This is a genomic window from Streptomyces sp. WG5 (assembly GCF_049974565.1).
Lineage (GTDB): Bacteria > Actinomycetota > Actinomycetes > Streptomycetales > Streptomycetaceae > Streptomyces.
Genome location: NZ_JBNGGC010000029.1, coordinates 92,791 through 110,669, shown reverse-complemented (window position 1 = coordinate 110,669; position 17,879 = coordinate 92,791). Strand labels below are relative to the sequence as shown.

The window sequence follows — 17,879 nt, the reverse complement described above, 5'->3', positions numbered from 1 at the left end:
GCGCCTGAGCTGGTGGCGGAGTTGTCCGGGCTGGGTGCGCGGGTCACGGTGGTGGCGTGTGATGTGTCGGACCGGGATGCGCTGGCGGGGTTGCTGGCGGAGCATCCGGTCTCGGGTGTCGTCCACACGGCGGGTGTGCTCGATGACGGTGTCATCGGCTCGCTGACCGCCGAGCGGATGCATCGCGTACTGGCACCGAAGGTGGATGCCGCCTGGTATCTGCACGAACTGACCGAGGGCATGGACCTGTCGCTGTTCGTCGTCTTCTCGTCCGTGGCCGGCCTGCTGGGCGGGCCAGGCCAAGGTAATTACGCCGCAGGCAATGTGTTCCTGGACGCTCTGGTGCAGTGGCGCCGGCAGGCGGGCCTGCCGGGTGTGTCGATGGCCTGGGGCGCGTGGACGACCGAGGTCGGGCTGACCGGCACCCTGCGGGATGCCGACATGCGGCGCATGGAGCGTTCGGGGATGCCTCCGCTCTCGGTCGACCAGGGCTTGGTCCTGTTCGATCAAGCTCTGCACACCGGCGAGGCGGTCGTGGGGCTGACCCGCCTCGATCCCTCGGTACTGCGCACTCCGGAGGGACTGCCGCCCATGCTGCGGTCGCTCGCCCGCGGTGTGGCCCGTCCACTCGCCAGGGATGTCCGCCAGGACCCTGATGGATTCGCCCGGCGCTGGGCGGCCGTCGTGGCCGCGGACCGGCCGCAGTTCCTGCAGGATCTGGTCCGCGGGCATGTCGCCGCCGCATTGGGACACGCATCGCCCGACCACATCGACAGCAGCCGGCCATTCCGTGAGCTGGGCTTCGACTCACTCACCTCGTTGGAACTCCGCAACCGGCTCGCTACCGTGACCGGGCTCAAGCTGCCGGCCGGCTTGGTGTTCGACTACCCGGCCATCACCGACGTGGCAGACTACCTAGGGACCGCGCTCGCGCAGTCGCCGACGGCCGCGAAGCCCGATGAGGCGGCACCGGCCGCGGGATCGGCGGGGGCTCCGACGGCGCACCGGCAGGACATCGTCGGCAAGCTGTACTTCCGCGCGGTCGAGAACCGGCAAGTGGGGGCAGCGCACGAGTTCGCGAAGAGCGGTGCGATGCTGAGGCCCAAGTTCGAGACCGCCGACCAACTGGCCAAGCCGCCCGCGCTGGTCAGGCTCTCGCCCGGGGACACTGGATCGCACCTCATCTGCATCTGTCCGCCTGTACCTCTGCCTCTGACCGGCCCGGACGTGTACTTGCGGTTTGCGGCCGAGTTCGCCGGCATGCGACGGGTCTCGGCGGTCATGCCGCCCGGGTTCGACGCGGGCGATGACCTGCCCGCGACCAGTGAGATCCTGATGGAGGTCATGGCGACCGCGATCATGGACTACGTCGGGGACGAGCCCTTCTCCCTGGCAGGTGCCTCGTCCGGCGGTGTACTCGCGTACGAAGTGGCCAAGGAACTGGAGCGGCGGGGAGCGGCCCCGACCGGTGTCGCGCTGCTGGACTCGTACCGGATGAACGACCAGGTCATCAGGAAGTGGGAAAACGACCTGGCCGGCAGGTCGTTCACCGGCATCGACTCCGGGAGTATCGGGTTCGAGGAGCTCACGGCCTTCGCCTGGATCTGCGGGAGTCTGCTCATCGACTGGGAGCCGGGTGGTCTCGCCGCCCCCGCCCTGCTCGTGCGGGCCACGGACCCGATCGTCCAGGAGGAGGGGGTGAACTGGCAGACGAGTCTCACGGCGATGTCCGCCGTCGTCGACGTCCCCGGCGACCACTTCACCATTCTGGAGAGCGAGCACGTGCCGTTCGTGGCCGAGGTCGTCCATGAATGGCTGACGGAAACCGAGCAGCAGGGGTGACCGAGACCCCTCCGGGCGGCGATGATCACCGCCGCCCGGAGGGGTGCCACTACTTCGCGTACCGCTGGGGAGCCGCCGTAACGTCCCTCACCCGGACCGTGTGACTTACCTGCGTAGGTGCCACACCAGTAGAGGTCATGTCCGCTGGAGTGGTGTGTACGCTGCGGTCGGGATCGTGGAAGAACGCCACCTACACCGCGTTCCGCGAGGTCGGCCGCGTGATTCGCACCGTGCAGCTGCTGCGCTACCTCTCGGATGCCCGCTGCGCCGGCGGGTGACCGCGGCGACGAACAAGGTCGAGGTCGCGGCGATGTGGCTGCAGGAGCGCAATGGCGGGCTGACGCCGCAGAAGGCGATGCCGAGGGCGGCACCCATCTGGTCATCGTGTCGGGGCTGCGTGATGAGGAACCGCCCACGGACGACGACGGGGTTCGTGACGTACGTCAGGAAGAGGCTGCCGCATCCGCTCCTGCATCGGTGGCTGGACGAGGCCGAGCCCCTGTCGTCGGCGTTCGGCTACCGGCGGACCGCGGACATCCGCCGCCGCTACGGCCTGCCCGGCCGCCGCCCGGGGGGATTCCTTGCCACTGGCGACGCCCTGTGCACGTTCAACCCGATCTACGGGCAGGGCATGGCTGTCGCCGCGATGAGCGCGGTCGTCCTGCGTGAGCCCCTGTCCGATCCGCGCCGGATCCCCACGACGCGGCGCGTGCAGAAAGCGCTCCTCGCGGCGTCCCGGCAGGCATGGGGCATCTCCGCCGGGTCGGACCGCTCGATGCCGGGCGCGGTGGGCAGTGCCCTGGCCTCTGGGCCGGCGGACCGCGTCGCCGACTGGTACCTGCGGCGCGTCCTGGAGCGCTACCCCGGTGACCCGGTGGTGGGGACCGCCTTCCGCTCCGTACACGGGGTCGCCCAGCTGATCAGAGAGGCTGGCGAGGTGCCGCGAGTACGTCCCTGAGCACCTTCTCGAGCGTGACGCGGGCCAGTTCGTGTCTCAGGGTCTGCTCGATGTCCTGGTAGATGCCCCGCATTGCCGGCTGGATGCCGTGACCCACCACGCATCCCTGGTCCGGGGTGGTGCGGTGCATCGCGAACAGCGGGCCGGGTTCCACTGCCTCGTACACGTCGAGCAGGGTGATCGACCCCAGCTCGCGCGCCAGCGACCAGCCCGCGCCCGCGCCCCGCCGGGACTCCACGAGGCCGGCCCTGCGCAGCTCGCCGAGCAGCCGTCTGATCACCACGGGGTTGGTGTTCGCGCTGGCTGCGATCTGCTCGGAGGTGGCGACCTCGTGGCCCTGGCGCTGGTAGAGACCGATCCAGGCCAGCGTATGGGCGGCAATGGTCAGCCTGCTGTTGGCGCTCATGATCCCTCCTCCGGTCGCAACGCTCCATGTTACGACAGCGCAGTCGCAACAGTGAAGGTTGCGACAATCTGTCGTAACGATTACCGTTACGACAGTCGGGAAGGGTCAATCAAGGACAAGCGCGGACCGTGAGCGTGTTGCGTACTCGAAGGAGAACAGGAATGGAAAGTAACGAAAAGACCATTCGCGAGGCTTACCGGCTCGCGGAAGGGAACGTTCTCGACGGTGACGGTTTCCTGGCCTTGTTCACCGAGGACGGGTCGTTCAACGACATGTCGACCTCGCAGAGTTTCCGCGGAGAGCAGATTCCTCAGGTGATCGCGGGCCTCGCCCGCTCGTTCCCCGATGTACACCGTGAACTGCTCGAGGTACATGCGTTCGGTGATGTCGTCGCCGTCGAGTTGCGGATCCAGGGCACGCATCTCGGAGGGTTTCCGACTCCGGTCGGCGAGATCCCACCGACCGGGAACCGGATCGACGTGCCGGCGGCGGACCTCTGGTACCTCCGTGACGGAAAGATCGAAAGGTTCAATTGCTACAACTCGATGAGCGTGTGGCTTGAACAAATAGGGGTCCACCCTGACTTCGAGTCCGCAGTCGAAGCCACCGAGACAGCAGCCACGACGGCGTAACTCTGCCGGTCAGCGCCGAGTGTGCGACAAGACACTCCCTTCTTCGGGCCGCATGCCCGGCGCTGCTTCTTGAACGAAGTTGTTGTTCGCACCCAGCCGCCCGGTCATCACCGCCGACATGCTCCACACCGTGCTCCGCCGCCGCGCGGGCGGCGAGTCCGTCGAGCAGATCCAGCCCGAGCTGATCATCCCCACCGGCAAGCGCAAGGGACAGACACCACCCCCCTTGTACCGTTTCGGGACGCGCCTGCCTTGCGAACGCACGACGTCCCCCGGGACGTACGTCAACCGCTCCCGGTCGTCCGCGGTGAGCCCCACCGGCCGCGGCGCCGCGTCGAACCCGTGCTCCCTCAGCGCGCGCAGATGGGCGTGCAAGGCGCGGGACGCTCGACCAGGTCACCGCGGCGGAGCACGGCGCCCGGGCACACCATGCCGTCGGCCAGCGCTTTCTCCTCGGCCACGAATGAGCCCCGCTCCTTCAGATGGCGATCGACTGCTGGAGCCACCGGCTGACACGGTACGGCAGCCACCACGCGTACGGGCCGACGTCCAGGACGAGGTGTTCGGAGCGGAAGTCGGCCAGCGCGGCCTGGTCGACGGTGTCGGCGAGGGCGCCGTAGTCCAGCAGGCGGACCGCCGTGTCGTACTCGGGTTCGTCGGCGGTGAAGCGGCGCAGCTCTCCCCAGCGGCGGTCGCGGATCTGCAGGAAGCCGGGGCCTTTGCGCCACAGGCACTTGCACAGGTAGTGACCGCGCCGCCATGTGCGCAGCGACTCCCCGGCGTCGGCGGGGCCGTGCAGCGCGGCGGGCGGCTGGAGATGACTGAGCCGTCGCCAGGTCTCCCCCTCCCTCGGGTCGAGACGCAGTTCCCACTCGACCATGACCGCCCGCGCGGTCAGGTCCCGGACCAGGGAGAGCCCGTACACGGCGGCTGCCGGGTCCGCGCCGGTGGAGAGGTCGACAGGGGCGGGCAGCCGCACACGGCGCGCGCCCAGCTCCCACAGGCGTGCGGCCTGGCCGCGCGCCGGGCCGGGCAGGGGCACCTCGCCCAGGAACATGCCAGGCAGCCCGCACGCGGCGGGGTCGTAGTCGCGCCAGGCGAGGACCGTCGGCGCGGTGAGGGTGGCGGTCATCGTGCTCCTTCGAAGCGGGGCGGGAGGGGGTCAGGCCGGCTCGGGAACGGCGGGACCGTCGGGGGCGTCCTCGGTGTGGATGTGTCGCATGAAGTCCAGGCGCAGCAGGTCCTCGTTGACGGCGGCCGGGGCGATGTGGACGTACTGTCCCGCATCGGCGAAGACGATGCCGAGGCCGATCCAGGTGTCAAGGAGCCGCCGGACCCCGTCCTCGTCGCGGGCCGCCTCGGGGACGCGTGCCGCTGCCTTGCGGGTGAGGGCCTGCACGTTGTGCGGCTGGTCGAGGAGGCGGAAGAGGGCGAGTTCGAAGGGGTCGGTCAGCTCCTTCACCCGCCAGTCGAAGGCGCGGCGACGGCTGACCAGGACGATGCGATCGCCGTGGTCGTCGTGGGTGAGCCGGGCGTCGGTGTGGTGCTTCTTCCAGTCGGCGAGGGCGTTGTTGAGGGCGCTGACGGTGGGTTCGCCGATACCGCGGGCGGGCGCCTCGAAGACGTACGCCATGCCGTACAGCTCTTCCTCGGGCAGGTCGTAGGTGAAGCGGTAGTGCGCTTCGGGGAGCAGACCGGTGAAGCCCAGTTCGGGGCGTTCGAAGTAGGGGCTGAAACGCTCGATCGCGATGCGCGCGGACAGGTCGACCGGTGGGTCCAGGTGCTCCAGGGCCGGTATCTGGGCGATGACCGGGTCGTAGTCCTCGGCGCTCTCGCCGGGGAATCCGTGCAGGTAGTTCCAGGCGACGGAGAGACCGGTCTCGGCGCCGTCGCGCAGCATCCGCACGTTCTGGCAGCCGCTCACACCCTTGTCCATCAGGTCCAGCACGCGGCTATTGAGGCTCTCGATGCCGGGTTGCACGTAGATGAGTCCGGCGTCGGCGAGTGTGCGCAGCTGGCTGCGCCTCATGTTGGCCTTGATCTCGATGTGCAGGCGCAGGTCGTAGCCGCTCTCGATGATGCGGGGCAGCACGGTGGTGAGGTAGCGCATGTCGAGGATGTTGTCGACGACATACATGTCGAGGACCCGGTGGCGACGGGCCAGCTCCATAATCTCCTCGTAGAAGGTGTCCGGGCTCTTGGAGCGGAACTCCATGAAGGAACCGTTGAGCCCGCAGAAGGTGCAGTGGTGTTTCTCGCCCCACCAGCAGCCCCGCGCCCCCTCGACGACGAGTTTTGGCTCGACCCAGTTGCGGGCGACGGACGCGGCGAGCCGTTCGAAGTAGCCGCTGTAGTCGGGCGGCAGGATCGCGGTGGGCGGCAGCGGGCGGGTGGCCATCGGGTTGGCGACACTCGCGCCGTCCGCCTCGCGGTGGCACAGGCCGGGAATGGAGTCGAGCGGGCCGTCCTCCGCGAGCGCGCCGAGGAGTTCGGGGAAGGCGGCCTCGCCCTCGCCGCGTACGACGTGGTCGACGAAGGGGAAGTTGCGGTGCACGGTGGCGCCCTGTTCGCCGTCGCAGTTGGCGCCGCCCATGACGGTCACGATGTGCGGGGCGAGCTGCTTGACACGGCGGGCGGCGGCGAGCGCGGCGGTGTTCTGCTGGAAAGTGGAGGTGAACCCGACTACATCCGGCTCGCTCGCCACGATCTGCCGGGCGATCGACTCGACGAACTCCGGTGCAGTGCGGTGCAGTTCGCGAGTCATCTTCATCCGAGCGGACTTGAGCTTGCCGCTCATCGTCGCCACGAACTCGTCCTCGCGCCAGGCCGGGTCGTCGTACAGGGCGGAGGAGAAGACCCAGTCGCCGCAGCCCATGAAATAGGAGGAGAGGGCGTAGTACTCGTAGTCGTCGCCGGTGAACTCGGTGCGTTCGGTGATCCAGTCGGTGAACATGAGGTTGGCGTGCAGCACCTCGGCACTGGCACCGGGCACACGCTCGTCCACACTCCGTTTGAGGATGCCGAGGGCCAGGGACGGCAGGTCGATGGGCGACCAGGGCATGTTGACCAGCAGTACGCGCATGGGCGCTTCTCTCCTGACGTGGTGCGGGGGCGGGCGACGGTGCGGGCCGGTCGGCCCCGGGGTGCCCTGGGGCCGACCGGTGAGGATCAGTCCTCGACGGTGTCGTCGCCGTCCTCGGCGTTGCGGAACGGGACGGTGACCGTAATGCCGACGCTCGGCTTGCGGTTCGTCTCGTCCTCGGCCAGCGGGTCGTTGTGGATGACGTCCTTCTGCATGGGTTTCTCCTTCTCTCTCAGTGTTCGACTGTGTGGTGCGCTGACCCCTCTCCGGCCGGAGCGGGGTGTCTGGGGGGTGGGGTGGTGCGGGCGGTGCGCCGGAGCGTGCGGTCGAGGAAGCGCACCGCGCGGCGCAGGACGGTCACGTGGTCGCCGCCGTCGTAGCCGTCGTGGCCGGACTCGAGCCACAGGGACTCGTGCGGGGCACCGGCCGTGTCGAGGGCGGCGAGGTAGGAACGGATCTGTGCGGGCGGGCACTTGGTGTCGTGCGTGGCGGCGACGACCAGGAGCGGATCGCGGACGCGGGCGGCGTAACGGATCGGCGAGCTGTGTGCGTACGCGTCCGGCACCTGCGCGGGTGTGCCGCCGAACAGCCGCTCGTCCAGCGCGCGGAGGGCGGGCGTGGCGGCGGCGTGTGCGGCGGCGTAGTCGGCCACGGGTTTGACGGCGACGCCCGCCTGCCAGAGCCCGGGTCGGGTGCCGAGGGCGAGCAGGACGAGGTAACCGCCCCAGGAGGTGCCCCAGAGTCCGGTGGCGTCCGGCCGGATGAGCCCGCGCGCCACGAGGTCGGCGCGGACGGCGGCGAGGTCGGCGACCTGGGTGTGGCCGACGCCGTCGCGGAAGGCGCGCTGCCAGCCCGGTCCGTATCCGGTGGAGCCGCGGTAGTTGACGCGGGCCACGGCGAACCCGGAGGCCACCAGGGAGTGCACGGTGCCGTCGTAGGCGTCGCGGTCGTGGTCGGCGGGGCCGCCGTGGACGAGGAACACGGTGGGGTGCGGCCCGGGTGTGGACTCCGGAAGGCTGAGCAACGTGTGTACCGGGCCGTCCGGTCCCGGTGTGTACATGTCGTGCAGGGTGCCGGGCACACGGCCGTCGACGGTGCCGAGCGGGGGCAGCGGTGTCCCGGCCGTGGACCTCATGCGGGGCGGGTGGGTGCTGTCCGTCCAGAGGGTGTGCAGGTCGCCGCCGGGGCGCGGGACCGCGTCCAGGAGGGTACCGGGCGGAGTCGGTACGGGGCCCAGGGTACGGCGGGCGAGGTCGGCGCGGCGGAGCAGGGAGCGGCCGTGCCGGTCCTGCCGGATCAGCACGGCGCCGCCGTCCGGGTACCAGCGGGCGGTGAACTGGGTGTCCAGGGCGCACCAGTCGTGGGTGACGGTGCCGGTGGCGGCGGTCCAGGTGGCGAGGGTGTAACGGTCCCCGCGCTCGCAGACCAGCAGCAGGATGGGGTGGTCGTCGGGCGCGGGGCCGAAGCCGAGCGCCCACAGTCTGCCGTGCGGGCCGTCACCGGGGAGGGCCACGACCTCGGCGCCGTCGGGGGTGAGGAGGGTGACGGCGCTGGGCGCGTCGGCGGTGCGGGTGAGGGCGAGGAGGTCGCCGTGCGGGGCGAGTCCGGCGAGCGCGGCGGGGCCGTTCACACGTGTGACCTCGCGTCCGGGGCCGCCGCGTGTCCCGAGCCTGACGCTGGTGTGGTCGCCCAGCCCGATGCCGAGGGCGACGGTGGCGTCGGCGGTGACGGCGAGGCCGCGGGCGGTGCCGTCGGGGACGCCGGTCAGACCGGGCCGGCCGGGGCCGCCGGCGAACGGGCCGTCGAACGGCTGGAATCGCCAGTGGCCGACGCCCCGCGCGTCCTCGGCGAACCACCACACGTATGCGTCGGCGTCGATCGCGCCGTGCAGGGTGCCGCCGGGGCGGTCGGTGACGCGGCGGGCGTGGCGGGCGGCGGCGTCCCAGGTGAAGACCTCGCAGCGGCCCTCCGCGTCGGCGGTGAAGACCATGCGGTGCGGATCGGCGGCGCACACCTCGGGCAGCGCGGCGCGGTACACCTGGAAGCGGCTCATGCGGCGGCCTCCGCGAGGGCGGCGCGCCGGGTGGTGTGCGCGGCGAGCAGGACGAGGAGGGCGGCGCAACCAAGCGCGGGCGTCGCCGAGTTCAGCTGACCGGCGAAGAGACCGGCCAGGACCGGGGCGAGGGCGGCGGTGGCGCCGGAGGCGGTGGCGATGACGGCGCCGACGCGGGCCTGCACGTCGGGCGCGGTGGTCAGCAGGGCGCGGGCCTGGAGGACGACGGCGGGCAGCGGCACGAGGAGGCCGATCGCGCCGAGCAGCACGCCGTACGCCCAGGGCCCGTCGGCGAGGGCGAGGGCCGCGGTGAGCGGGGCGAGGAGCCAGGTGACCGTGGTGAGGGTGCGGGCGGCGCCGAGGCGGGCGGCGGCCTTGGGCGCGGCGAGGGATCCGGCCAGACCCGCGGCGCCGGTGACGGCGAGGACGAGGCCGAGCGGGAGCGCACCACTGCCGGAACGTTCCAGCACGAAGACCGCGGAGTAGTAGAGCGTCGCGGCCACCCCGTTGACCAGCGCGATCCACGTCAGCACGAGGCGCAGCAACGGCCGTCGTCGCACCAGGTACAGGCCGGCGGCGGCCGCACGCCACAACCCCTCGCCCGAAGGAGCTGCCGCGGCCCTCAGATCCGTACGCATGGCCCGTACGCAGCCGGCGACGACGGCGTAGGAGAGGGCGTCGGCCGCGAACGGCAGAGCGCGGAAGAGCTGGTACGCGGCTCCGCCGAGGGCCGGGCCGAGGATGAGTGCGCCCTGGTCGGCGGCGGCGAGCCGGGCCACGGCGCGCGGCTGGTCGTCGGGCGGGCAGACCAGGGCGACCGTGCCGCGCGACGCGGCGTCGTGACAGGCGGTGGCGAACCGTTCGACGAGGACGGCGGCCACGAGGTGCGGAAGTGTCAGGTGTCCGGCGAGCAGGGTCACGGCGACGGAGCCCATGGCCAGCGCGGCGACGACGGCGGACCAGAACATGATCGTCTTGCGCGCGCCGCGGTCGGCGGGGACGGCCGCGAGCGGCCCGAGCAGCAGGCCCGCGGCCAGCGAGAGCCCGGCGACGAGCCCAGCGGTCCGCGGTGAGTGCCCGAGACCGAGGAGCAGCAGGGGAAGGACGGCACCGGATGCCTGGGTGCCCAGAGCGTCAACGGCGTTGGCCCACCAGAAGAGGCGGAAGTCCCGGGCGGACTGGTCGCGCCCGGAACCGGAAGCGCCACGGCGGCCCCGGAGCAACCGGGGCCGGGGTAATCCATCGCGGGGGTCCGCCGCTCCCGCCCGCGTGAACGACTCCACGATTTCCCCCAGTTGGATGAAGTTACCGTGCAGGTTGTGCAGAAAGCGAAAGCGAAACGAGCGGGATCGTAGCCAGCGCCTCGAACGGGCTACAAGGTCGCGGTTCGGTTGGCCGGAAAGCGCTAGGGGGCGCGGAGGGATGGGGATTCCGGGTTCGCAGCAAAGGGAGGGGTGTGTTCCGTCGCGGTCCGCGGGGAGGAGGAGGTAGTGAGAGACGCGCGTGACGTGTGAGGCGTGTCGTTGGCATGCTTCTGGTCAAGCGCCGAGCCTGCCGAAGCGGTCCGGAAGGACGTCGGACGGTGCCGGTGCCGGTACTTTCCCGGCCGAGGATGGCCAGTTCTCGCTGCCGGGTGCCGCCATGGCATGCGTAATGCCGCGCCCCTGCGGAGCGCGGCAGGCATCGCGGCTTCGCCGTGAGGCCGCACGCGCTGGTGCGCATGATGCGGTCGCTGCCTCGTGCGGTCCGTGTACTGGAACACCCTCGGGTGCCTGATTTGCCATCGCACCCGTTCATCTGTATCAGGGGCGTGTGTCCCTCTCGGCGTGGCCCGCTTCAGGACGGTCGCGGGCCGAGCCGAGATGCCCAGGGTGCGGTCGGTTGGAGTACGGCCTCGGACAGCGCGCGGGTCCGTAGCGCGGTGATCTGCTGGTAATCAGGGTCGGTGACCATGCTGTTGAACGCCTCCCGGCTTGGATAACGCACCAGAAGCACCGCGTCCCAGGTCTGGCCTTCCCCGGCCACGAGGGGCGTATCGCCGTCGCCTGCGTAGAGCAGTTCCCCTCCGTACCTGCTCAGGAAGACGGCCGCACGGCGCGAGTATTCCTCGTAGGACCGCCGGCCGTCCGGCGTGAACCGCAGAAGGTTCAGCATGACGAACGGCCCATCCGGGCCATGCGTAGCGAAGGCGTTGAGAACCGCCTTGTCGGGATCGACAGCCACGGGCTGCTCCTGTCGGTCGTCGTGGGACGCTTCCCGCCCGCCCGGGCCGGGTGGTACGAGGCTAGGCGACGACAGGCCCCCTGCATACCGCCCGGTCGGTACATCCTGCCTTTCGGGAGTGGCGAGCTCACTTACCGTTCCCCGGCCGTCAAGACGGCATCCGGCTCTCCCGTCGCAGGGCTCGACGAGTCGAACCCTACGTCTGTACGTCAGCAGGTCTCACCGTCACCGGTGGGACACCGCGGTTTCGAGGACCCCCGGCAGGACACCCAAAAACGGCCATAAGGAGTGCACCTGTGGCGTCGCCTTGTAACGGTGATACGAGAACGACCGAGGAGACACATGAAGGCTGTGGTGTGGCACGCGCTGGGGGACATACGCCTCGATGATGTGCCGGAACCGAAGATCAAGGACCCGTACGACGCGATCGTGCGGATCACGACGTCCGCCATCTGCGGCACCGACCTGCACTTCATCCGTGGCACGATGCCCGGGATGCAGGAGGGACGCATCCTCGGTCACGAGGCCGTCGGCGTCGTGGAGGAGGTCGGTTCCGGCGTGCGCAACCTCCGTCCCGGTGACCGTGTCGTGGTGCCGTCCACCGTGGCCTGCGGGACGTGCAGCTACTGCCGGGCCGGCTACTACGCGCAATGCGACAACGCCAACCCGGGTGGTCCGCGGGCGGGCACGGTGTTCTTCGGCGGCCCGGAAGCCGCCGGGGGACTGGACGGTCTCCAGGCCGAGTACGCCCGTATCCCGTTCGCGCACGTCGGGCTGGTCCCGCTGCCGGACACCGTGGATGACGCGCAGGCCATCCTGGTCTCCGACATCTACCCCACGGCGTGGTTCGGGGCGAGGCTGGCGGAGGTCGGACACGGCGACACCGTGGCGATCGTGGGTGCCGGGCCGGTCGGTCAGGCGGCCATCGCCTGTGCCCGCCTCCAGGGAGCCGGGCGCATCATCGTCGTCGACGGCCTGGCGGATCGGCTGGACCTGGCGCGCGACCAGCATGCCGAAACGGTCGACTTCAACACCGAGGATCCGGTCGAGGCCGTCTTGGAGCTGACCGGCGGCATCGGCGTGGACCGTGTGATCGAGGCCGTGGGCGTGGATGCCCAGCGGCCCGCCCACGGCCCGGCGGCCGAAGCGCTGCGCGAGCAGGGCGAGCAGTTCGCGCACGAACGCCAGGAGGCGGCTCCCGAACAGAATCCGGACGGCAGCACGTGGGTGCCCGGTGACGCCCCGACCCTGGCCGCCCGCTGGGCCGTGCAGATGTCGGCGAAGGCCGGCACGATCGGCACCGTCGGCGTCTACCCGCCGCAGGTGCAGCACTATCCGTACGGCGAGGCGTTCATGAAGAACCTCACCCTGAAGATGGGCAACTGCAACCACCGCCGATACGTGCCCGAGCTGGTGTCCATGGTCGCCGCCGGCCGGCTCGACCCCACTCCGCTGATCACCCGCTGGGTCGGCACCGAGGACGCGATCGACGCCTACCGCGCCTTCGACCGGCGGGAGGCGGGCTGGACCAAGGTGACCCTCGGCGTGGCGGGCGACGGCTCGGTCGCTCCGGGCTTGGGCGAAGCGGCCGGCACCGGAGCCGCCACCACGGCAGGTACGCAGGGGCCCAGGACGACGGACCAGGGCAGCCGAGGTGACCGGTCATGACCGCCGAGGCCGGCGAGAAGGCGCAGAAGACAGGGGACTTCTACTGCGCGCACCGCAGCGAAAAGGTGCATGTGGCACAGGGAGACAAGATCCCGTCCTGCCCCAACGGGCACAAGGAGTTCGAGACCCGGAGGAACGGACTCGGCAACAGGTCGTGAACGGGAGCCTAGGTGTCAAGGGGCCCGAGTGTACGGCCGCCGGTGCACATCGGCTCCGCGCTCGCCTACCGCGGCATTCCGTTGCAGAGCGCGTACTGCGGTGCCAAGCACAATCCAGGGCTTCACCGAGTCGGTGCGCTGCGGACTGCTGCGCGACAGGTCGGCGGTACGCGTCACCATGGTGCAGATGCCGGCCGTCAAGGCCGGTGCGGGGTACGCGCTGCTGCGCCGCCGAGCCATGTAAAACGCCAGTTCGCCGAGGAGTGGTCGGGGAACGCCTTGCGCAGCGTCGCGCGGGCGAGTCCACCACAGGCAGGCGCGGGTCGGGAGGCAGCGCCGAGTCCCCGGCCGCCCGTGCGGTCCTCTGCCTCAGCCGTGCTCTGCTTCGGGACAGCAGAACACACAACACCCCTCGACGCTTCGCGGACCCGGTCGGGGAACAGGTGTACCCCGGGGGCGACGTTCGCTCGCAGTGCAGTCCGCACAGCCCGCGTGACGGGCCCGGTGCGCCGGATGCTTCACCGGTTTGCGCGCGCGGGGACTGGGATACACGGGCGAGGCATTGCGGACGGTATTGCGCGTAGGAAGGGAACGCCCATGGGCCACGGCGGGGATGTCACCGCGGAGCTGACCACCGACCACCGGGAGGTCGAAGAACTGTTCGGCAAGATCGAGGCCCTGCCTCCGGGGGACGGGCAGAGGAAGAAGTACGCCGACCAAGCCGTGATAGAGCTGGTGCGGCACTCGGTCGCCGAAGAGGCGTACCTCTATCCGGCCGTGCGGGAGTTCCTGTCGGACGGTGACACGATCGCGGACAAGGAGATCGAGGACCACGCCGAGGCCGAGCGTACGATGAAGGCCCTCGAAGGAGTCGACGCGGGTGACGCGGAGTTCGACCGGCTCATCGGCGAGCTGATGGCGGAGATCCGGTCGCACGTCCGGGACGAGGAGGACAACCTCTTTCCCCGGCTGCGGTCGGCGGCCACCGAGGATCAGCTGGTGGGGCTGGGCGAGAAGGTCCGACAGGCCAAGAAGACCGCTCCAACCCGACCGCACCCGTCCGCCCCGGACAAGCCGCCGGCCAACAAGCTGCCGGCCCCCGGCACGGGCATGGTCGACCGGAGCAGGGACGCCCTGTCGGGGCGTGGGAAGGGCTGACCTGCCCAGCTGCCCTGTCGCCGCAGCTCAGCTCCTGCCCTGGCTGGATGTCGCGGTCTTCCTTGACGGCGATGGCGGCGATGGCGGCGGCGAGATCGGCCGGGCAGGCGGACGCCTGGCGCAGGGAGCAGGACACGGCAGCGGATCGGGCCAGCGAGCATGCCGCCGTCTTGAATGGGCTGTGAGCGTGGCGGTCGGGTTGCGGCTCGCCACCGGGGCGGCCGACGGCGACGAGCGCGGCCGGGCCACCCCTTCTCGGCCGGCACTGGGCGAAGTCGTCGACCGTGGTGCCGTGGTGGTGCAGGGGGCGCAGTGGCGAAGCGGTGGGGCACGCGAAGGGTGCGCGCGGGGGCTAGCGCCGCCGCGCGGGCTTCCGGTTTGTGTGCGCGAAGCCCTGGATACACGGTCGGGGCAACGCGGTCCACGAAGGAGAGGGGCGCCCTCGTAAGGCACGACGGAAACGTCGACGCCGAGGTGCGCATACCGCCGGCCGACACACTGCCGGCACCCGGCTCGGGCATGGTGCGACGCGGCAGGCACTGAGGCCGCGCGATCCCGTCCTCCGGTGGACGGGCCGACTGCTCCCGGCGTCAGCCGGTCGATACCGACGACGCACCCCTCGTCACCAGTGGAGGTTGTTCATGGACCCGGTTGATCTGCCTCTTCCCGTCGTCCTGCGTCCGCAGGAGCGACCCGATGCGGGTGTCCTGGAGCGGGACCTGCGGTCCCGCGTCGACGGGGAGGTGCGTTTCGACGCGGGCGCGCGGGCGACGTACTCGACCGACGCCTCCAACTACCGGCAGGTACCCATCGGCGTGGTCGTCCCCCGGACGGTCGAGGCGGCCCGGGAGGCGGTGGAGGTATGCCGTGAGCACGGCGCGCCGCTGCTGTCGCGGGGTGGCGGCACGAGCCTCGCCGGCGAGTGCTGCAACACCGCCGTGGTCCTGGACTGGACCAAGTACTGCAACCGGCTGCTGTCCGTCGACGTGCAGAACCGTCGATGCGTCGTCGAGCCGGGCATCGTGCTGGACGACCTGAACCGACAGCTGGCCGACTACGGCCTGATGTACGGCCCCAAGCCCGCCACCCATCCCAACTGCACGATCGGCGGAATGATCGGCAACAACTCGTGCGGGTCGACGGCCCAGGCGTACGGCAAGGTCGTCGACAACCTGTACCGCCTCGAAGTCCTCACTTACGACGGCGTACGCATGTGGGTGGGCCGGACGGACGACGGCGAACTGCGACGGCTCACAGAGTCCGACGGGCGCACTGCCGAGCTGTACCGCGGCCTGAAGGCCCTGCGCGACCAGTACGCCGGCCTCGTCCGTGAGCGCTACCCGGACATCCCGCGCCGGGTCTCCGGCTACAACCTGGACTCGCTCCTGCCCGAGCACGGTTTCGACGTCGCCGGACTGCTCACCGGCTCCGAGTCCACTCTCGTCACCGTCCTGCACGCGGAACTCGAGCTCGTTCCGGTACCGAAGCACAGCGCGCTGGTCGTGCTCGGTTACGAGGACATCTGCCAGGCCGCCGACCACGTACCGGCAGTCCTCCGGCACGAGCCGGCGGCGCTGGAGGGCGTGGACCACCAGTTGATCCACTTCCAGCAGGAGAAGCACCTCAACCCCGACGCCCTGAAGGAACTGCCCGACGGACGCGCCTACTTGATGGTGCAACTCAACGGCGACACCCGCGAGGAGGTGGAGAAGCGGGCCAAGGCGCTCATCGACGCCAAGCCCGACGACGTCGACCACACCTGGTACGACGACCAGCGGCACATCGGACAGCTGTGGAAGGTGCGCGAGTCCGGGCTCGGTGCGACCGCGCACGTCCCCGGCAAGCCGGACACCTGGGAGGGCTGGGAGGACTCGGCCGTCCCCGTGCACCGCCTCGGTGACTACCTGCGTGATCTCAAACGCCTCTACGAGGAGTTCGACTACGGGCACCCCTCGGTCTACGGCCACTTCGGTCATGGCTGCGTCCACACCCGCATCCCCTTCGACCTGGAATCGGAGCAGGGGATCGCCCGGATGCGGGCGTTCGTGGAACGCGCCGCCGATCTCGTCGTCTCCTACGGTGGATCGCTGTCCGGCGAGCACGGGGACGGCCAGTCCCGGGGCGAACTGCTGACGAAGATGTTCGGGCCGGAGCTGATCGAGGGCTTCGAGCGGCTCAAGGGCCTGTTCGACCCGGAGAACCGCATGAACCCGGGCAAGATCGTCGTTCCCTACCGCCTCGACCAGAACCTGCGGCTGGGAGCCGGCTACCTGCCCTGGGAACCGGAAACCGTCTTCTCCTTCCCGCACGACGACGGCAAGTTCAGCCGGGCCGCCGCCCGCTGCGTCGGAGTGGGCAAGTGCCGTTCCTCGGAGGGTGGGGTGATGTGCCCCAGCTACCGGGCCACCCGCGAGGAGGAGCACTCCACCCGTGGCCGTGCCCGCCTGCTGTTCGAGATGGTCAACAACGACGACGACTCCCCGGTGACGGACGGCTGGCGCTCCGACGAGGTGCACGACGCACTCGATCTCTGCCTGGCCTGCAAGGGATGCAAGACGGACTGCCCGGTCAACGTCGACATGGCCACCTACAAGGCCGAGTTCCTGCACCACCACTACAAGGGCCGGTTGCGGCCGCTCGCCCACTACTCGATGGGCTGGCTACCCGCCGTCGCACGAGTCGTCTCGCTCGCCCCCCGCACCGTCAACGCCCTGGCATCCGTGCCCTGGCCGGCACGTGCGGCGAAGGCGCTGGGCGGAGTGGCGCCGGAGCGGGATGTGCCGGTCTTCGCCGAACAGCGCTTCACCGACTGGTGGCGTGAGCGGGGTGGGCCGCGTGGTGACGGACAGCGGGGAGAGGCCGTGGTCTGGCCCGACACCTTCACCGACCACTTCCACCCCGCCGTCGGCCGCGCCGCCGTCGAGGTACTGGAAGCGGCAGGGTTCCGGGTCAAGGTGCCCGATCACGCGGTCTGCTGCGGGCTGACCTGGATCTCCACGGGACAGTTGGGCGTTGCCCAACGCGTTCTGGGACACACCCTCGACGTGCTCCGCGAGGATCTGCGCCGGGGCACCCCCGTCGTCGGTCTGGAACCCAGCTGCACCGCCGTCTTTCGCGCCGACGCCGTGGAACTGCTGCCGAAGGACCCGGACGTGGAGCGGCTGCGCGCTCAGACCAGGACGCTCGCCGAACTCCTGGTGGAGCGTGCCGACGACTGGCGGCCGCCCCGGGTCGACGCCCGGGCGGTCGTCCAGCGTCACTGCCACCAGTACGCCGTCATGGGCTTCGACGCCGACCGCGAGATCCTCGAGCGGGCCGGGGTCGACGCCGACGTCCTCGACGCCGGATGCTGCGGACTGGCCGGCAACTTCGGGTTCGAGAAGGGCCATTACGACGTGTCCATGGCCTGCGCCGAGGCCGGGTTGCTGCCCGCGGTACGGCAGGCCGACGACTCCACCCTGGTGCTCGCCGACGGCTTCAGCTGCCGTACTCAGGTCGACCAGGCCGGCACCGGACGCACCCCGCTGCACCTCGCGGAGATCCTCGCGGCCGGCCTGCGTGGGAATGAGCCCGTGGCGGACCGGCCCGTGCCTCCAGGCCGACGCGCACTGCTGCCGCTGGCCGGGGCGGGCGCCGTCCTGCTCGCGGCCGCCGTCGGCGCCCGACGTGTCCGGGTGTCCCGTACCAGTTCCTGAAGAA

14 protein-coding genes and 3 pseudogenes are annotated in these 17,879 nt (G+C 70.5%); 9 read left to right on the top strand and 8 right to left on the bottom strand.

What is annotated here, in order from left to right; genetic code table 11:
- The 3 genes and pseudogenes from ACP4IX_RS26965 to ACP4IX_RS26955 all read left to right on the top strand — a co-directional run.
- The coding region (locus tag ACP4IX_RS26965; protein ID WP_426557040.1) for a type I polyketide synthase at positions 1-1,842 on the top strand (1,842 nt) is incomplete at its 5' end.
- A 137-nt stretch (positions 1,843-1,979) separates the two neighbouring features.
- The gene (locus tag ACP4IX_RS26960; protein ID WP_426557038.1) at positions 1,980-2,120 is read left to right on the top strand and encodes a Tn3 family transposase; all 141 of its coding nucleotides are present in this window, start codon (positions 1,980-1,982) and stop codon (positions 2,118-2,120) included.
- Between the two features lie 82 nt (positions 2,121-2,202).
- A pseudogene (locus ACP4IX_RS26955) lies at positions 2,203-2,743 on the top strand (monooxygenase); the annotation flags it as partial.
- 19 nt (positions 2,744-2,762) lie between these two features.
- Here ACP4IX_RS26955 and ACP4IX_RS26950 read toward each other — a convergent pair.
- Complete coding sequence (locus tag ACP4IX_RS26950) at positions 2,763-3,206, bottom strand: Rrf2 family transcriptional regulator (RefSeq protein WP_426525821.1); 444 nt, start codon at positions 3,204-3,206, stop codon at positions 2,763-2,765.
- Positions 3,207-3,367: 161 nt separating this feature from the next.
- Here ACP4IX_RS26950 and ACP4IX_RS26945 point away from each other — a divergent pair, with 161 nt between their 5' ends.
- On the top strand, positions 3,368-3,838 hold the full coding sequence (locus ACP4IX_RS26945; RefSeq protein ID WP_426525823.1) for a nuclear transport factor 2 family protein: 471 nt from the start codon (positions 3,368-3,370) through the stop codon (positions 3,836-3,838).
- Between the two features lie 264 nt (positions 3,839-4,102).
- On the opposite strand, the pseudogene ACP4IX_RS26940 reads toward ACP4IX_RS26945, so the two are convergent.
- The 7 genes and pseudogenes from ACP4IX_RS26940 to ACP4IX_RS26910 all read right to left on the bottom strand — a co-directional run.
- Positions 4,103-4,269: pseudogene (locus ACP4IX_RS26940) on the bottom strand (aminoglycoside phosphotransferase family protein); the annotation flags it as partial.
- A 47-nt stretch (positions 4,270-4,316) separates the two neighbouring features.
- Complete coding sequence (locus ACP4IX_RS26935; protein WP_426557036.1) at positions 4,317-4,970, bottom strand: DUF5825 family protein; 654 nt, start codon at positions 4,968-4,970, stop codon at positions 4,317-4,319.
- A gap of 30 nt (positions 4,971-5,000) precedes the next feature.
- Positions 5,001-6,920 (bottom strand): RiPP maturation radical SAM C-methyltransferase, encoded by a 1,920-nt coding sequence (locus tag ACP4IX_RS26930; RefSeq protein WP_426557034.1) that lies wholly within the window; start codon positions 6,918-6,920, stop codon positions 5,001-5,003.
- An 86-nt stretch (positions 6,921-7,006) separates the two neighbouring features.
- Positions 7,007-7,135 carry a hypothetical protein gene (locus tag ACP4IX_RS26925; RefSeq protein ID WP_256359348.1) on the bottom strand — a complete coding sequence of 43 codons (129 nt, stop codon included), beginning with the start codon at positions 7,133-7,135 and terminating at the stop codon, positions 7,007-7,009.
- 17 nt (positions 7,136-7,152) lie between these two features.
- A complete protein-coding gene (locus ACP4IX_RS26920) occupies positions 7,153-8,973 on the bottom strand; it encodes an alpha/beta hydrolase family protein (RefSeq protein WP_426557032.1) in 1,821 nt (606 codons plus the stop codon).
- A complete protein-coding gene (locus ACP4IX_RS26915; RefSeq protein WP_426557030.1) occupies positions 8,970-10,196 on the bottom strand; it encodes an MFS transporter in 1,227 nt (408 codons plus the stop codon). The genes ACP4IX_RS26920 and ACP4IX_RS26915 overlap by 4 nt, the downstream gene beginning before the upstream one ends.
- Positions 10,197-10,809: 613 nt before the next feature.
- Entirely contained in the window at positions 10,810-11,196 is a 387-nt protein-coding gene (locus tag ACP4IX_RS26910; RefSeq protein ID WP_271059198.1) for a DUF1330 domain-containing protein, read from the bottom strand.
- A 342-nt stretch (positions 11,197-11,538) separates the two neighbouring features.
- Between ACP4IX_RS26910 and ACP4IX_RS26905 the strand changes: the two genes are divergently transcribed.
- The 5 genes and pseudogenes from ACP4IX_RS26905 to ACP4IX_RS26885 all read left to right on the top strand — a co-directional run bounded on the left by ACP4IX_RS26905 (position 11,539) and on the right by ACP4IX_RS26885 (position 17,875).
- On the top strand, positions 11,539-12,864 hold the full coding sequence (locus tag ACP4IX_RS26905) for a zinc-dependent alcohol dehydrogenase (protein ID WP_426525834.1): 1,326 nt from the start codon (positions 11,539-11,541) through the stop codon (positions 12,862-12,864).
- Positions 12,861-13,022 (top strand): hypothetical protein, encoded by a 162-nt coding sequence (locus ACP4IX_RS26900; RefSeq protein ID WP_426525836.1) that lies wholly within the window; start codon positions 12,861-12,863, stop codon positions 13,020-13,022. Before ACP4IX_RS26905 ends, ACP4IX_RS26900 begins: the two co-directional genes overlap by 4 nt.
- Before the next feature lie 42 nt (positions 13,023-13,064).
- Positions 13,065-13,221, top strand: a pseudogene (locus tag ACP4IX_RS26895) (SDR family oxidoreductase); the annotation flags it as partial.
- Between the two features lie 398 nt (positions 13,222-13,619).
- Positions 13,620-14,180 (top strand): hemerythrin domain-containing protein, encoded by a 561-nt coding sequence (locus ACP4IX_RS26890; protein ID WP_426557028.1) that lies wholly within the window; start codon positions 13,620-13,622, stop codon positions 14,178-14,180.
- A gap of 641 nt (positions 14,181-14,821) precedes the next feature.
- Positions 14,822-17,875, top strand: a complete 3,054-nt coding sequence (locus ACP4IX_RS26885; RefSeq protein ID WP_426557026.1) for an FAD-binding and (Fe-S)-binding domain-containing protein — start codon at positions 14,822-14,824, stop codon at positions 17,873-17,875.
- Positions 17,876-17,879 lie beyond the last annotated feature (4 nt).

Excerpts from the sequence above, each read along its gene's own strand:
- ACP4IX_RS26900 (WP_426525836.1), top strand. The coding sequence starts at position 12,861 with ATGACCGCCGAGGCCGGCGAGAAGGCGCAGAAGACAGGGGACTTCTAC.
- ACP4IX_RS26945 (WP_426525823.1), top strand. The coding sequence starts at position 3,368 with ATGGAAAGTAACGAAAAGACCATTCGCGAGGCTTACCGGCTCGCGGAA.
- ACP4IX_RS26960 (WP_426557038.1), top strand. The coding sequence starts at position 1,980 with ATGTCCGCTGGAGTGGTGTGTACGCTGCGGTCGGGATCGTGGAAGAAC.
- ACP4IX_RS26935 (WP_426557036.1), bottom strand. The coding sequence starts at position 4,970 with ATGACCGCCACCCTCACCGCGCCGACGGTCCTCGCCTGGCGCGACTAC.
- ACP4IX_RS26890 (WP_426557028.1), top strand. The coding sequence starts at position 13,620 with ATGGGCCACGGCGGGGATGTCACCGCGGAGCTGACCACCGACCACCGG.
- ACP4IX_RS26885 (WP_426557026.1), top strand. The coding sequence starts at position 14,822 with ATGGACCCGGTTGATCTGCCTCTTCCCGTCGTCCTGCGTCCGCAGGAG.
- ACP4IX_RS26920 (WP_426557032.1), bottom strand. The coding sequence starts at position 8,973 with ATGAGCCGCTTCCAGGTGTACCGCGCCGCGCTGCCCGAGGTGTGCGCC.
- ACP4IX_RS26905 (WP_426525834.1), top strand. The coding sequence starts at position 11,539 with ATGAAGGCTGTGGTGTGGCACGCGCTGGGGGACATACGCCTCGATGAT.
- ACP4IX_RS26930 (WP_426557034.1), bottom strand. The coding sequence starts at position 6,920 with ATGCGCGTACTGCTGGTCAACATGCCCTGGTCGCCCATCGACCTGCCG.
- ACP4IX_RS26950 (WP_426525821.1), bottom strand. The coding sequence starts at position 3,206 with ATGAGCGCCAACAGCAGGCTGACCATTGCCGCCCATACGCTGGCCTGG.
- ACP4IX_RS26925 (WP_256359348.1), bottom strand. The coding sequence starts at position 7,135 with ATGCAGAAGGACGTCATCCACAACGACCCGCTGGCCGAGGACGAGACG.